Raw genomic sequence first — 14,224 nt, 5'->3', positions numbered from 1 at the left:
GCCCGCCGGTGCGAGCAACGCCGACTGTCGTCACCGGTCCCGGCCATGGGCCCGCAGGTAGTCGGCGAAGCGCTCGTCGACTTCCTCGCCGGTCAGCCCGAAGTCCGACAGCTGGTAGCGGTGGGCCGGCTGGCGCCGGCCGGAGGTGCTGTCCGCGTGCATGGCCGTCATCGCGGTTTCCGCCCGCTCGGTCAGCGCCAGCCCGAAGTGCGCGTAGATCGCCCGCACCGTCCCGATCGGATCCTTGACCAGGTCGTCGTAGTGCACGTCGAGGAACTGGGCCTGGTCGTGGTTGGCGCGATCGGCGGTGAAGCGTTCCAGGCCGCGCGCCCACAGCTCCAACTGGTCCCGCCCCACGACGTCACCGCGGAACACGGTCGACCAGCCGGCGCTCGCCTGCTGGTTCAGGCTGCACACCGACGCGATGGCGGCCCGCGGCGACCGGTGCGTCTGGATCACCAGCGCGTCCGGGTACACGGCCAGCAGCGCGTCGAGGGCGAACAGGTGGCTGGGATTCTTGAGCACCCAGCGGCGATGGCGGTCGGGCAGTCCGATCAACTGGAGGTTGCGCCGGTGCCGGCGGTAGGCCGGGGTCCAGTCCTGGCCGTCCAACCAGGCGGAGTACGTCGGCAGATGCGCCAGGCATTCGTAGGAGATCGACCGCATCGACTGGCGGAGCAGTTGCCAGCATTCCTCCACCTCGTCGGCGGACATGTAGTGCAGCCCCATGAACTCGGGATGTTCGACGTGGTGCCGGCGGTAGTTCTCCTCGATCGCCTGGAACACGGGGTTGTCCGCCCAGGTCTCACGCGGCGGGCGGGGTTGCGGCACTTCGGTGAGCCACACCTGGAGTCCCTGGTGCGCGGGATCCGCGGAGAGCAACCGGTGCAACGCGGTCGTGCCGGTGCGCGGCAGGCCGGTCACGAAGATCGGCCGCTCGACCGGCGCCTGTGCGTACTCCGGATACTGCTGCCACGCGGCCTCGCTGAGCAGCCTGGCCACCAGCGCACCGCGCAGGAACGCGCGCATCACCTTGTTTCCCAACGGTGTGAGGGCGGCGTCGCGTGCGTAGGACTCCAGCAGTACCGCGAGTCCGTCGCGGTACTCGTCGGCGCCGAAGTCGGCAAGCCCGGTGATCCTGGTCGCCGAGGCGTGCAAGTCCTCGACCGTGCCGACGCTGTCCCGTCCTGTGCGCATCTGGTCCATCGGTCAGCCCAGCATCCGGTCGGCGACGGCGGCCCGACGCGCCGAGATCCGCTCGGCGTACTCCTGCGGTGTCACTCGCGCCCGCTCGTGGAACGGCAGCCGGTGCGGCAGTTGGTCGAAGTCGACCACCTCGACCTCGGGGCCGTCCGCCGGTCCGAGTTTCCTGGCCAGCCGCTGCCACCGGATCTGCAGGTAGCCACGACGGTGCCCGGTGCACTCCAGCCAGTTGGCCAGCCCAGGGTCGCGCTCGCTGACCACGAACCGCAGCCGGCCGTCCGGGTCGACGCGGGCCTGGTCGGCGGTGAGGCTGGTCTGGTGGTTGATGTAGTCCAGCGACACGTACCACATGCTGCCGAGTTGGAAGCCCTGGTACGGCGCGTCCGACGCCGGCACGGTGACGATCATGGCCTGGTCGTCGGCGAGGTCGTAGTGGCCGACCGAGGAGAACTGCGTGCTCAGCCCGCCGGGCGTGGCCCGCGGTTCGGTCATCGTGTTGACCGGCAGCTTGAGGTAGAACCACTCGGGGAAGGCGAGGAAGGTGCGCAGCCGGCTGAGCAGGATCTTGCCGGCGACGCCGTAGCGTTTGGCGAGCACGTCCCTGGTCAACGGCGGCGGGGCGCCGGTGGCGCCGGCCCGGTGGATGCGGATGACGCCGGGCTGTTCGGTGCTCCAGTCGCTGAAGACCTCCCGCACGATGAGCATCGCCGAACCGGGACCGAGGGTGAAGTAGTTCGGGCCGGCGTTCGGCTTCGCCGGCCCGAACCGCACCTCGAAGGCGCCGTCCTCGCCGATCTCGAAGGCCCGGTCGTCGAACGCGGTCAGGCTGTCGGGCACCTCGACCGGCGAGTAGTCCCCGGCAAGCACCTGAAAGCTCAGGTCGGCGGTGCTGCCGCGCCGGCCGGTCACCACGTACTCGCAGTCGTCGCGCAGGTAGGAGTGGAAGTACAGGGTGTCCGGGTTGTCCAGGCCCAGCTTGGTGTAGGGGCCGGTGGACCGGACGAAGTACGGGAAGTCGCGCTGGTAGGCCCAGGCCAGCTGCAGCGAGGCCCGGATGCTGCCGGCCAGGTAGTCGTATCCCTCGACGAGATCCTGCTCGGTCCGGATGTGCGGGGCGCCGGTGATGACCTTCTCGGCCTCGGCGACGGCGTCCGCGAACGGCTGGGTGAGCACGGGCGGCTCCTTGACACCTCGGTGGCAGCGGTCCAAATATGTACCGATGTGGTACAAACGTCGGCCCGGCCAGGCTAGAACGTGTTCTATGGATTGGCAATGGTGACCCGTCAGTCGCCGCCGACCGAGCGCGTGGTCGCGGTGCTGGACTTCCTGGTCGCCCGTCCGGGCGAGCGCTTCGGCCTGTCCGAACTCGCCCGCGGTGTCGGCCTGGCCAAGCCGACCTGCCTGGGCATCGTGACCGCGCTGACCCGCGGCGGCTACCTGGTGCACGATCCGGCGACCAAGGTCTACAGGCTGGGACCGGCGCTGATCGCCGCGGGACGGGTGGCTCAGCACGACTTCGCGGCCGCGGCGCTGGCCCGGCGCGAACTCGCCGACCTGAGCGCACGCTACGACACGGTGTGCACGGCGTCCGCGGTGGTCGGCGAGCAGATCATGGTGTTGGAGCGCACCGGGCCCGCGCGGGCCGCCGCCGCGGTCAAGGTCGGCCAGACCTACCCGTTCGCCCCACCCGTGGGGCTGATGTACGTGCTCTGGGGCGGCGACCGGGCGCTCGACGAATGGCTGGCCCGGCCGCCGACGCTGCCGTCCCGGATCGACCGCGCGCACCTGCGCCGGGTCGTCGGCGAGTGCCGCGAGCGCGGGTATCTGGTGGAAAGCCTGTCCCCCGCCGGCATGCGGCTGCACTCGCTGATGGCCGGCGTCGCCGCGTACGACCTGCCGGCACAGGTGCGTGAACTGGTCGGCGAGATGGTCTCCAGCCTCGGCGAGCGGGTGTACCTCGGCGCGGACCTGGCCACACGCCGCAAGCACCCGGTGAGCCTCATCGCGGCGCCGACGTTCGACGCCGACGGCGGCCAGGAACTCGTGCTCACCCTGTACGTCGGCGACGCCATCACCGGCGCCGAGATCGCGCGGCGCGGCAACGCTCTCGTCGCCGCGGCCGACGCGGTCACGGAGCAGGTCAGCGGACGCCGGCCCACCGGTTGGCGGTGAGCTTGAAGCCGGGCAGGTCCGTCAGCGCGAACATCGCCTCGTAGGTCCGGTCGTAGCCGGTGTGGCTGATCCGCCACACGCCGTCCTCGCCGCACCGGTACCGGTCCTCGTAGAACGCGGCGCCCTGGATCACGACCTGACGCTCGGTCGCGATCACGGTGTCCTGCATGCCCCACGTCCCGGTCGCCTCGTCGCCGTCGATGTCGATCTCGGGCTGGCCGGCGAGGTGCACGGTGATGACGTCCGGCCCGAGCCGGCGGCTCATGAACGCCACGATCTCGTCGCGGCCGGCCAGCCTCAGCCGCTCGCCGTAGACCGGGGTGCCGTAGTCGGCCGTGGCGTCCACGGCCAGCGTCTGGGCGAACTCGTCCCAGCGCTTGAGGTCGAGGCTGCGCAGATAGCGGTATTTCAGCCGGCGAATCTCCTCGAGTGCGATCAGGTCCGTCACGGGTCCCTCCTTGGCCTCGGTGGCGTCGTCCAGCTTCCGGCACCGGTTGACCGAGAACAAGAACCTGTTCTAGTTTCCTCTCGACGTGAAGGGCGGGTCGACCCGTGACCACTGCATACGAACTGTCCCCGCTGCGCATGCTGGAAGCCGAGTCGGTGCACGTCCTGCGCGAGGTCGCGGCCACCTTCGAACGACCGGCGCTGCTGTTCTCCGGTGGCAAGGACTCCGTGGTGATGCTGCACCTGGCGGCCAAGGCGTTCTGGCCGGCGCCGGTGCCGTTCCCGGTGATGCACGTGGACACCGGGCACAACTTCGACGAGGTGATCGAGTTCCGGGACCGCGCCGTGGCGCGGTTCGGCGTGCGCCTGGTGGTCGCCGCCGTGCAGGACGACATCGACGCGGGCCGGGTGGTCGAGGAGACCGGGCCGCGGGCCAGCCGCAACCGGCTGCAGACCGTGACGCTGCTGCGGGGCATCGCCGAGCACGGCTTCGACGCGGTGTTCGGTGGCGCGCGGCGAGACGAGGAGAAGGCGCGCGCCAAGGAGCGGGTGTTCAGCTTCCGGGACGAGTTCGGCCAGTGGGACCCCCGCAACCAGCGCCCCGAGCTGTGGAATCTCTACAACGGGGCGCATCGCAAGGGTGAGCACATCCGCGTCTTCCCGCTGTCCAACTGGACCGAGGTGGACATCTGGCGCTACATCCGTGACGAGCGCATCGACCTGCCGTCGATCTACTACGCGCACCGGCGTCCGGTGTTTCACCGGGACGGGATGTTGTTGGCACACACCAGGTTCGTCGAACTGATCGACGGCGAGGAGCCGTTCGAGGCGTCGGTGCGCTTCCGAACCGTCGGCGACGCCACGTGCACCGGCTGCGTGGAATCCACTGCCACCACGGCGGAAGCGGTGATCGCCGAGGTGGCGGCCAGCCGGATCACCGAGCGCGGCGCGACTCGCGCCGACGACCGGATATCCGAGGCCGGTATGGAGGATCGCAAGAAGGAGGGGTACTTCTGATGCTTCGGCTGGCCACCGCGGGCAGTGTCGACGACGGGAAGTCCACCCTGATCGGCCGGCTGCTCCACGACTCCAAAGCGATCTTCGCCGACCAGCTCGCCGCGGTGGAGCGAACCAGCCGTGAGCGCGGCGAGGACGAGCTGAACCTTGCCCTGCTGACCGACGGGCTGCGGGCCGAACGCGAACAGGGCATCACCATCGACGTCGCCTACCGCTATCTCACCACCCCCAAGCGGAAGATCATCATCGCCGACACGCCCGGGCACGTGCAGTACACCCGGAACATGGTCACCGGGGCGTCCAACGCGGATCTGGCGCTGATCCTGGTCGACGCGCGCAAGGGCGTGGTCGAGCAGTCCCGGCGGCACGCGTTCATCGCCAGCCTGCTCGGCGTCGCGCATCTGGTGCTGTGCGTGAACAAGATGGATCTCGTCGACTGGTCGGCCGAGCGGTTCGAGGAGATCCGCGAGGAATTCCGCCGGTTCGCGATGAAGCTGAACGTGGCCGACCTCGCGTTCGTGCCCGTTTCCGCGCTGCACGGCGACAACGTCGTGCAGCGCAGTGCGAACATGCCTTGGTACGAAGGCACTTCGCTGCTGCACCACCTGGAGGAGGTGCATGTCGCCTCGGACCGCAACCTCATCGACACGAGGCTCCCGGTCCAGTACGCGATCCGCACGCGGGACTTCCGGGGTTACGCGGGCACCGTGGCCGGTGGCGTGCTCAAACCCGGTGACGAGGTGGTGGTGCTGCCGGCGGGCTTCACCTCGCGGGTGCGGTCCATCTGGGGCCCTGGTGGTGAACCGGTCGGCGAGGCGTTCCCGCCGCAGGCGGTCACGGTGCGCCTCGACGACGAGTTGGACGTCGCGCGGGGCGACCTGATCTGCCGGCCGCACAACCGGCCACACGTCGGCCAGGAGATCGACGCCATGGTCTGCTGGCTCACCGAACGGTCCACGCTGACGCCGGGCGCCCGCTACACCCTGCGGCACACCACGCGCTCGGTCCGGGCACAGGTGCGCGAACTGGCCTACCGCATCGACATCAACACCCTGCACCGCGACGAGACGGCGAATTCCCTGTCGCTCAACGAGATCGGACGGGTCCGGCTGCGCACGCAGACGCCGCTGCTGTTCGACGCCTATCGCCGCAACCGGTCGACCGGCAGCTTCATCCTGGTCGACGACGCGACCAACAGCACGGTGGCCGCCGGCATGATCACCGAGCCGAGCGCGTCCGTGGTCTGGCATCCCGCCGCGGTCAGCCGGTCCGATCGCGCGACCAGGGGCATGACGGTGTGGCTCACCGGACTGTCCGCCTCGGGGAAGTCCACCATCGCCACCGAGTTGGAACGCCGCCTGGTGGCCGCCGGCCGCCCGGCCTACCTGCTCGACGGGGACAACCTGCGGCACGGCCTCAACGCCGATCTGAGGTTCAGCCCGCGTGACCGGGCCGAGAACGTTCGGCGGGTCGGCGAGGTGGCACAGCTGTTCGCCGACGCCGGCGTGGTCGCGGTCGTGTCGCTGATCAGCCCGTACCGCGCCGACCGCGAGCTGGTCCGAGCCCGACACGCGGCGGCCGGGCTCGCCTTTCTGGAGGTGTTCGTGGACACGCCCGTCGAGGTCTGCGAGGCCCGTGACCCCAAGGGCATGTACGCGCGGGCCAGGGCCGGCGAGATCAGGGGCTTCACCGGGATCGACGATCCCTACGAGGTTCCCGTCGAGCCCGCCCTCGTGCTCCGGCCCGAGGACGGCGACCCCGCCACGATGGCCGCCAAGGTGCTCGACCTCCTCAACCGCCCATGACGTGTTCGGCCGCGTCGGGTGTCCAGGCTGGTCCGGGGGTGGTGTGAAAACGGACCCGGGTTGGTCATCCGGTCATCCGGCGCGGGTTCCAGTGAATTCGACGCCGTCAGACCTCGACCGTGAAGGCCGCTGTCTGCGGTGCTCCGCTGGTCTGGAACTCGGCGAAGAGGCGCCAGGCGCCGCCGGCCGGGAACAGCGCCCGCGTGCTCAGTGCCGACACATCGCTGCGGCCCGCAACCTTGTCCGCGGGCGTCAGATGGGCGAAGGCGAGGTCGCCGGCGTGGAACGCGACAATGTGCGCGTAGCCGTCGAGACGACGTTGGAAGTAGCTGATCGCCTTTCCGCCGTCGGTGAAGTCGAAGGTCAGTGGGCTCGCGACGCCGACCTTCGGTTGACCTGACATGGACACGGTCAGGCTGCCCTGGCGAACGCTGGCGGACGGCCCCGGCAGCGCGACGTCGGCGGACCGGCCGGGCACGGTGAACGGCCGGGACAGCGTGTACACCAACGGCTTGCCGGTGTCGGGTGCGGCGAATGTGACGTAGGCGCGGTAGGAACCCGGTGACAGCGCGGTCAGCTGCGCGCTCCACGTGCCGTCCTGCCGCATCGCCGGGTCGATGTGCTGATAGCCGGTCAGATCCGAGCGGACGAGATCGAACAGCATCAACTGGCTCTCGTAGGGCCGGTATCTGGTGACCGGCTGGCCGCTCGGCCCGCTGATGTGGAAGTCGAAGCCGACCGGCGCGCCGGCCGGCACGGTGTCGGTCGCCAGCACGAACGAGTATCCGTTGACGCTGCTGGAAAGCCCGTCGCCGACCGGCTGGGCCTCGGCCATCGAGGACACGGTCGGAGCCATCGACATGCCCGTCATGTCGTCCATTCCCGCCATCGGCGGTTCGGCGGTGGTCGGTCCGCTGCACGCGGCGACCGTCACGACCGTGCCGAGCAGTGCCGCCACGACGCAGGCGCGGCGCGAGCGGGTGTGAGCGATCATCGGTCACGGCCTTTCCGCACCGGGCGGCGCCGCGGCGCCGCCCGGTGACAGCACTACGGGCTCTGGCAGGAGACGCTGGTCGGCACGGGCGGCGTGCCGTTGTAGGTGGCGGTGAAGCCGAAGTTGGTGGTGCCGCCGGCCGCGAGCTGGTTGTTCCAGTTCGCCGCCTTGACCGTGGCCAGCGATCCCGCCTGGGTCAGCGTGCCGTTCCAGGAACTGGTGACGGTCTCGCCCTCCGCCACCGTCCAGCCGACCGTCCAGCCGGTCATCGCCGACGTGCTCGGGTTGCTCACCGTCACCTGGGCCTGGAATCCGCCCGGCCAGGTGCTGGTGACCGCGTACGACGCGGTGCACGGCGTCGAGGTGGGCGGCGGTGGCGCTCCCGCGCCGATGCCGGTCACGTTGCCGTTGCCGCCGTCGAACTTGACGTCCGAGCAGCCGAGGAAGTTCTCCGTGCTGTCGGACCGGACCCACTGCGAGAAGATGATGTGGTTGCCGGTCTTGTTGGCCGGCAGCGTCGCGGTCCAGTAGTAGTAGCTGCTGGCGCTGCCCGAATCGCCGACCGACGGCGGGTTGGTGGCCGTGGAGAACGGAACCGACTCGAGGTCGGCCCACGTCAGCGGCCGCGTGGAGTCCCAGCCGTCCTTGGTGATGTACAGGTTGAACGTGCCGGGATGCGCGGCCCACTTGTTGTACTTGACGGTGATGGTCGACCCGGCGGTGAGGTGGGTGATCGGCCAGTCCGAGCGAGCCTGGTCGAACCCGGAGAAGTCGTAGTAGTTGCTGTTGCCGCTGCACAGCTTGCCGTCCGGGATCACGCCGGCCTTGCCGCCGTTGGCGGTGCGGTTGCCGACGGCGAACCAGTTGTACAGCGGGACCACACCGCTGGTCGCGGTGGCCGCCTGGCAGGCGGGGTTCTGCGGGATCTCCTGGCCGGACGACGTGAGGCCGTCCTCGTAGCACAGGAACGTCCGGCTGCCGATGGAGACCATCGCACCGTGCGCCGACGCCTGGGGCGCCGCGGCGACGACCGTGGCCAGCGCCGAGACGACGCCGATCGCGGCCGCCAGGACTGTGCGTCGAATCCTCACATCACTCATCCTCCATTGTGGTGACGGTTGGTTTCCCGGTCAGTCGCAGCCGATCCGGCTGGTGCCCAGCGCCACGTCGTCGAACCAGAGCCCGTCGGGCCCACCGCCGCCGTAGCTCTCCCAGCCCAGCTTCAGATCGGTCAGCTTCGGCCGCCAGGTGCGGCCCAGCCACTGGTCGTCGATGTTCGAGGTGGGCACGCCGTCCTCGGTCAGGCCGGGCACCGCGGACCCGTTCACCCAGGTGTGGATCTGGCCGTCGGCGCCGCTGACGGAGAACTCCACGCACGTCCAGGCGTTGACCGGCAGTTGCACGCTCTGCGCGACGCCGGCGGGGCTCTGGTCGGGGAGCGTGGCGTCGTCGGACTGCCGGTTCCACATCAGGGCGCCGTTCTGGCCGCCGAGCCGGAGGTCGGTGTTGCCGGCCGCGGCGTCGTTCATCGCCAGGAACGTCACGTGGCCGGTGGGCAGCGGGGTGGTGTGCTTGATCCAGAACCGCACGAACCAGGTCGGGCTCGCGGCCGGCGGATCGGTCGTGTCGTCGACGAACACGTGGTTGCAGTAGCCGTCCGCGCCGTTGACCTGCAACGAACGGGTTCCCGTGTGCGCGGTCGCGGTGCTGATCGTCGCGGTGCCGGCGCCGGAGCAGTTGGGTGTCACCGTGCTCCAGTGGCCCGATGGCGCCGGGCCGGTCTGGTCCTCGAAACCGTCGCAACGGATCGCGGTGGCCGAGGTGCAACCGGTGCCGGCCGGTGGGGTCGTGGTGGTGGTAGTGGTCGTGGATGTCGGCGGGGTGTTGCCATTGCAGGGCTGCCCGTTGACGGCGAAGTCAGCCGGCGTGTCGTTGGCACCGGAAAACGTTGCCTGGAAACCGAAGCTCACGGAGCCACCGGTGGGCAGCGAGCCGTTGTAGGACTGGTTGGTCGCGGTGACCGCCGCCCCGGTCTGGGCCACCTGAGCCGACCAGGCCGACGTCACGTGCTGGTTGCCGCCGAAGGTCCAGGTCACCGTCCAGGAGGAGACGGCCGGGCCGTTGTTGGTCACCGTGATGTTCGACGTGAACCCGCCGGCCCACTGGTTGATCTGGTCGGTCACCTGGCACGACGGAGTCGCGGCCGACGCCGTGCCGCTGGTGGCTCGGGCGTTCGGCACGACGATCGCGACGAGCACGAGGCTGCCGAGCGCGGCGAGGACCGCGGCGAGACGCCGAGCGGATGTCCTGCGGCGTAACGCATCCATGTCACTCCTGTCGTCGGTGGATGCCGAGCAGCGTGACGCCCACGTGGTTCACCCCTCAACACTTGACGTCCGCCGGCGGGCTGAACTGGGGATGTCCGTGGAAAGTTTCACCGGCGGGTGGTTCGAGGTGCCGCACCCCGAACCACCCGCCGGCGGTCGGTCAACTCGTGCAGGTCGCGCCGTTGACGGCGAACCCGGTCGGCGCCGCGCTCGAACTCGACCAGGTGCCCTGGAAGCCGAACGACGCCGACCCGCCGGCCGCGACGTCTCCGTTGTAGCCGACGTTCACCGCGGTGGCCTTGGCTCCGGACTGCGTCACGGTGGCGTTCCAGGCGTTGGTGATCTTCTGGTCACCGCCGAAGGTGAACGTCACCGTCCAGCCGTGCCATGCCGTGGACCCGGTGTTGGTGATGGTCACGCCGCCGGTGAAGCCGCCGGGCCAGCTGTTCGGCTGGTACGTCACCTTGCAGCCGCCGGAGGAAACCGAGCCCGTCGTGACCGCGACCGTGCCGGACCGGGCCGAACGGTTGCCGGCGGTGTCCTTGGCGTACACGGCGAACGTGTAGGCGGTGGACGGCATGAGGCCGGTGACGGTCGCGGCGTTCGTGGTCGAGGAGGCAACCACGGTCTCGGTGGTGCCGTTGACCCGGACGACGTCGTAGCCGGCGATGCCGTTGGTGCTCGTGGACGCGGTCCAGCTCAGGCCGACCGACGTCGACGTGACGGCGGAGGCCACCGGCGTGCCCGGAGTGCTCGGCGGGTTCTGGGTCGTGCCGGGCTGGAGCGTGACCACGGTCGCGGTGTACGGCGCGATGGTCTGCGACGCCGCGGACCCGGCGGTCGTCGTGGTGATGCCGGTGCCGGGTGGCGCGAGCGTGGCCACGGTCGGCGTGGCGCCGCTGGGCGTGAACCCGGTGTAGGCGAGGTTCACCGCGTAGCTGTTGGTCGGATCGTCGTTGACGAGCATGACCTTCAGCGAACCGTCGGCCTTCTTCACCGCGAACGACTGCACGAGCGACGCGGTGGACGACGCGGACACCAGCGTGTCGCCGGGGTGGATGAACTGGCCGAGCAACTGGAGGCCGTAGTAGGCGGGGAACGGCGTGTCCGCGGCCGGTTCGCACACCCGGACGCCGTTGGCCGTGTCGCAGCTCGCGTCGGACAACATGCCGTAGTCGCCGTAGGTCGCGTCGCCGTACAACGACGGGCCGTTGTCGCCGGTGGTGACGATGCCGTTGTGGATCTGCCACCAGTCGACGTTCGCGACGCCCGCGCCCAGCCAGCCGAGATAGTCCTGCTCCAGGTGCAGCGCGTTGACGATGCTCAGCGTCTGCTTGCCGGGGTTGGACGACACCGAGTTCGTCTCGGTGATCATGATCGGCACGTCGGCGCCGGCGCTCTGGGACAGCAGCGACCGCAGCGACGACACCATGCCCGGGATCTGGGCGTTGGCGGCGAGCAGGCCGGCGTCGGTCGGCCCCGGCGGCGTGACGGTGCTCGGGTTCTGCGGGTACCAGTGCACGTCGGCGAACCCGATCTGGTTGCCCAGCGCGGACAGGACGGTCTGGTTCCACGGCTGCGGGCTGCCCGCCGAGGTGTTGCCGTCGGGCCAGTTGCCGGGCGCGGTCAGCACGACGCCGACCACGATGCCGGGGTCGACCGCCTTCATCGCGCTGATGTACTCCTTGACGTGCTGCGCGTAGACGGCCGGGCCGCAGTCGGTCGGGTTCGTCGCGGCGGTGCAGTGCCGGTCGGGCTCCCAGCTGCCGCCGTAGGTCCCGTTGCCGTAGATCTCGTTGCCGATCTCCCAGTACTTGATGCCGTAGTGGTGGGTGACGTTGGCGTAGCGCACCCAGTCCGCGGCGAGCTGCGCCCCGGTCTCGGCCGGGCTCTGCGTCGCGCCGGCCGCGTCACCGGTGCCGTAGTTGACGGTGATCATGCCCTGCGCCCCGGTCTGGGCGAGCAGCGTGGCGTAGTGGTCGAAGTCCACCGCCTGCCGCTGACCGGACACCACGTCGGTGTTGGTCCGCCAGTTGTAGGTGTCCGACGACGTGCCGCCGGGGAAGCGGATCAGGTTGGTGCCGGCCGACTTCAACAGTCCGGGGACCGCGGCGTCGGTGAGTGCGGCGTCGTACACCGAGCCGTTGACGCCGATCGCGGTGCTCGGCACGGTCGCGAGGGCGCTGCCCGCGTTCACGCTCACCGACGCGCTGATGGCCGCAGGGGCGTCAGCGGCCGCGACCGCGGCCGGCGGCGTCCCGGCCGCCCAAGCGGCGGCCAGCAGCGCCGCAAGGGGCAGCGCCGCCCACCGCCTCCGGTGATCTCGGTGCGATGTCCGCATCCTGCAACTCCTCGTGTCGTGGAACTCGGCCACGGCGAGGTTCGGCACGTTCCCACCGGGCGTCAACCGACGGCCGGTTTCGCCCTGTTTCACCTGGCGCGGCCGGTGAAACTTGCAGAATGATCCAGCGTCGGCCGCATCTCAAGCCGTTCCACGCACTCGGTGCACGCCCTCGGCACTGGCGGCGTCCACGGGGCGACCAACCGCGCGCGGGTAGGTCTCGCCAGAGCTGATCGCCAACCCCACGGACACCGACTTGGCAGAGTCGCCGCGGCCGAGATGCTGGGCCCCACGCTCACGGTGCGAGCGGGTGAACGCGAGCCTCCCCCGGCGGGGCGTCAACTGCCGAGCAGAGCCATCAACCGGGACCAGCGACCGAACGCGCACGACAACCCAGTGGAGCCGTTCCGGCCGGGAGGCAAGATCCGGCACGACCCGAAGCTGCCGAACCGGCGACTCGGATCGCGCTTTCTGGCGCGTTCAGTCGAGTATGCGCAGGGCTCGGTCGACTGCTGCGCGGAGTTTTCTCGAGTCGTGGCCGGCGCGGTGGCGTACCCGTAGCCCGGCGAGGGTGGTGAACAGCAGGTCCGCAGTGGCGTCCGCGTCGAGGTCGGCGGGCAGTTCACCTGCGGTGATCCCACGGCGTAGTAGTGCGGCGATCGCGTCGGTCGTGCCTTCGAAGGCCGCGTCCACGCGCCGGGCTGTTTCGGGGTCGCCGGTGCCCAGTTCGATGGCGGTGTTGACGAGGAAGCAGCCTGCCGTGTCGGTGGTCTCGATCATCAAGTAGAGCCAGTCGCGCAGCACGACGCGGACGGGTCGGTCGTATTCCAGTGCTGCGGCGCAGCGCGCGGACTCGCATGCCTGGTAGTGGTCCAGCGCGCGGAGGAACAGTGCGTGCTTGTCGCCGAACGCGCGGTAGAGACTGCTCGGGTTGAGCGCTAGCGCTTCGCCGAGGTCGCGTGTGGACGTGGCGTGGTAGCCGCGCCGGTGGAACAGGTCCGTGGCGCGCGCGACCGCGTCCTGTTCGTCGAACTCCCGGGGCCGTGGCACAACGCCCAGTCTACGCGAAGTTGTGGAGCGCCCGCTCCCGTACTACTGTGCCCACATACGGGAGCGATCGCTCCCAAACAGGGAGGCAGTGGTGAACACCAGGGTGGCCGTGGTCAGCGGAGGTACGAAGGGCATCGGCGCGGCGGTCGTCGAGCGCCTGCGCAAGGATGGGTACGCCGTGGTCACAGGCTCGCGCTCGGCCGTGCCGGAGCACGGGGAGGACCTGACCGTGGTGCGGGCTGACCTCGCCACAGCCGAGGGGGTGGAGGCGCTCGCTGCCGCCGCGCTCCAGCGCGGCCGGGTGGACGCGCTGGTCAACAACGTCGGGCAGTTCGACGCCCGGAGTTCGTTCCTCGATGTCACCGACGCGCAGTGGGAACAGGGATTCGCCGCGAACGTGCTGTCGGCTGTGCGGCTGACCCGCGCGTTGCTTCCTGCGCTGCTGGAGCGCGGCGGCGCCGTCGTCAACGTCTCATCGATCAACGCTCGACTGCCGTTCCCCATGGTCGTCGACTACTCCGCGCACAAAGCCGCGCTCACCAACCTCACCACGACGCTGTCAGAGGAGTTCGCGCCGCGAGGTGTGCGGGTCAACGCGGTGTCGCCAGGTCCAGTCCGCACACCGGGCTGGACCGATGACGGCCGGCTCGCCGACGGTATGGCCGCCGCCTCCGGTGCCACGCGGGAGCAGGTGCTCGACGAGGGAGTGCCGACGAGCATGGGCATCGCGCTCGGACGGATGGGCGAGGCCGACGAGATCGCCGACGCCATTGCGTTCCTGCTCGGTCCGCAGGCGCGGTGGATCACCGGCACGGACCTGGTGATCGACGGCGGGACGATCAAGACGGCATGACGAGCGCCTGGCGTC

Annotated in this window: 12 protein-coding genes; 4 read left to right on the top strand and 8 right to left on the bottom strand. The window is 70.0% G+C overall.

The annotated features are described in order from the left end of the window. Window positions 1–30 precede the first annotated feature (30 nt). Together BJ998_RS38435 and BJ998_RS38430 are read right to left on the bottom strand one after the other, a co-directional pair. Window positions 31–1,197, bottom strand: a complete 1,167-nt coding sequence (locus BJ998_RS38435) for a sulfotransferase family protein (RefSeq protein WP_184868167.1) — start codon at window positions 1,195–1,197, stop codon at window positions 31–33. Window positions 1,198–1,209: 12 nt separating this feature from the next. After that, window positions 1,210–2,376, bottom strand: a complete 1,167-nt coding sequence (locus BJ998_RS38430) for a hypothetical protein (protein WP_184868166.1) — start codon at window positions 2,374–2,376, stop codon at window positions 1,210–1,212. A 99-nt stretch (window positions 2,377–2,475) separates the two neighbouring features. Here BJ998_RS38430 and BJ998_RS38425 point away from each other — a divergent pair, with 99 nt between their 5' ends. Continuing rightward, window positions 2,476–3,375, top strand: coding sequence for a helix-turn-helix domain-containing protein (locus BJ998_RS38425; RefSeq protein ID WP_184868165.1), 900 nt, complete (start codon window positions 2,476–2,478; stop codon window positions 3,373–3,375). Here BJ998_RS38425 and BJ998_RS38420 read toward each other — a convergent pair. Next, window positions 3,344–3,823, bottom strand: coding sequence for a nuclear transport factor 2 family protein (locus tag BJ998_RS38420; RefSeq protein WP_184868164.1), 480 nt, complete (start codon window positions 3,821–3,823; stop codon window positions 3,344–3,346). The two genes, BJ998_RS38425 and BJ998_RS38420, sit on opposite strands and share 32 nt — an antisense overlap. A gap of 137 nt (window positions 3,824–3,960) precedes the next feature. On the opposite strand from BJ998_RS38420, the gene cysD reads away from it, so the two are divergent. Both cysD and cysC read left to right on the top strand, forming a co-directional pair. Next, the gene (gene cysD, locus BJ998_RS38415; RefSeq protein ID WP_221339518.1) at window positions 3,961–4,839 is read left to right on the top strand and encodes a sulfate adenylyltransferase subunit CysD; all 879 of its coding nucleotides are present in this window, start codon (window positions 3,961–3,963) and stop codon (window positions 4,837–4,839) included. Next, window positions 4,839–6,644 (top strand): adenylyl-sulfate kinase, encoded by a 1,806-nt coding sequence (cysC, locus tag BJ998_RS38410; RefSeq protein WP_184868162.1) that lies wholly within the window; start codon window positions 4,839–4,841, stop codon window positions 6,642–6,644. Before cysD ends, cysC begins: the two co-directional genes overlap by 1 nt. A gap of 106 nt (window positions 6,645–6,750) precedes the next feature. On the opposite strand, the gene BJ998_RS38405 is transcribed toward cysC, so the two are convergent. From BJ998_RS38405 to BJ998_RS38385, 5 genes are all read right to left on the bottom strand, one after another. Next, complete coding sequence (locus BJ998_RS38405) at window positions 6,751–7,638, bottom strand: DUF8832 domain-containing protein (protein WP_184868161.1); 888 nt, start codon at window positions 7,636–7,638, stop codon at window positions 6,751–6,753. A 53-nt stretch (window positions 7,639–7,691) separates the two neighbouring features. Beyond that, on the bottom strand, window positions 7,692–8,738 hold the full coding sequence (locus BJ998_RS38400) for a lytic polysaccharide monooxygenase auxiliary activity family 9 protein (protein ID WP_184868160.1): 1,047 nt from the start codon (window positions 8,736–8,738) through the stop codon (window positions 7,692–7,694). Between the two features lie 30 nt (window positions 8,739–8,768). Continuing rightward, entirely contained in the window at window positions 8,769–9,965 is a 1,197-nt protein-coding gene (locus BJ998_RS38395) for a cellulose-binding domain-containing protein (RefSeq protein ID WP_184868159.1), read from the bottom strand. Between the two features lie 160 nt (window positions 9,966–10,125). Beyond that, window positions 10,126–12,306, bottom strand: coding sequence for a cellulose binding domain-containing protein (locus tag BJ998_RS38390; protein ID WP_184868158.1), 2,181 nt, complete (start codon window positions 12,304–12,306; stop codon window positions 10,126–10,128). Window positions 12,307–12,786: 480 nt separating this feature from the next. After that, window positions 12,787–13,356 (bottom strand): TetR/AcrR family transcriptional regulator, encoded by a 570-nt coding sequence (locus BJ998_RS38385; protein WP_184868157.1) that lies wholly within the window; start codon window positions 13,354–13,356, stop codon window positions 12,787–12,789. Window positions 13,357–13,447: 91 nt separating this feature from the next. On the opposite strand from BJ998_RS38385, the gene BJ998_RS38380 reads away from it, so the two are divergent. Continuing rightward, window positions 13,448–14,209: an oxidoreductase gene (locus BJ998_RS38380; protein ID WP_184868156.1), complete on the top strand. Its 762-nt coding sequence runs from the start codon at window positions 13,448–13,450 to the stop codon at window positions 14,207–14,209. Window positions 14,210–14,224 lie beyond the last annotated feature (15 nt).

This window comes from Kutzneria kofuensis (assembly GCF_014203355.1).
GTDB lineage: Bacteria > Actinomycetota > Actinomycetes > Mycobacteriales > Pseudonocardiaceae > Kutzneria > Kutzneria kofuensis.
Note: the sequence above shows the minus strand (reverse complement) of the source record. Positions and strands in the feature narration are given on the sequence as shown.

What these genes read in the sequence shown, in the direction of transcription:
- BJ998_RS38435 (WP_184868167.1), bottom strand. Translation starts at nt 1,197, where the DNA reads ATGCGCACAGGACGGGACAGCGTCGGCACGGTCGAGGACTTGCACGCC.
- BJ998_RS38425 (WP_184868165.1), top strand. Translation starts at nt 2,476, where the DNA reads ATGGTGACCCGTCAGTCGCCGCCGACCGAGCGCGTGGTCGCGGTGCTG.
- cysD (WP_221339518.1), top strand. Translation starts at nt 3,961, where the DNA reads ATGCTGGAAGCCGAGTCGGTGCACGTCCTGCGCGAGGTCGCGGCCACC.
- cysC (WP_184868162.1), top strand. Translation starts at nt 4,839, where the DNA reads ATGCTTCGGCTGGCCACCGCGGGCAGTGTCGACGACGGGAAGTCCACC.
- BJ998_RS38405 (WP_184868161.1), bottom strand. Translation starts at nt 7,638, where the DNA reads ATGATCGCTCACACCCGCTCGCGCCGCGCCTGCGTCGTGGCGGCACTG.
- BJ998_RS38400 (WP_184868160.1), bottom strand. Translation starts at nt 8,738, where the DNA reads ATGAGTGATGTGAGGATTCGACGCACAGTCCTGGCGGCCGCGATCGGC.
- BJ998_RS38395 (WP_184868159.1), bottom strand. Translation starts at nt 9,965, where the DNA reads ATGGATGCGTTACGCCGCAGGACATCCGCTCGGCGTCTCGCCGCGGTC.
- BJ998_RS38390 (WP_184868158.1), bottom strand. Translation starts at nt 12,306, where the DNA reads ATGCGGACATCGCACCGAGATCACCGGAGGCGGTGGGCGGCGCTGCCC.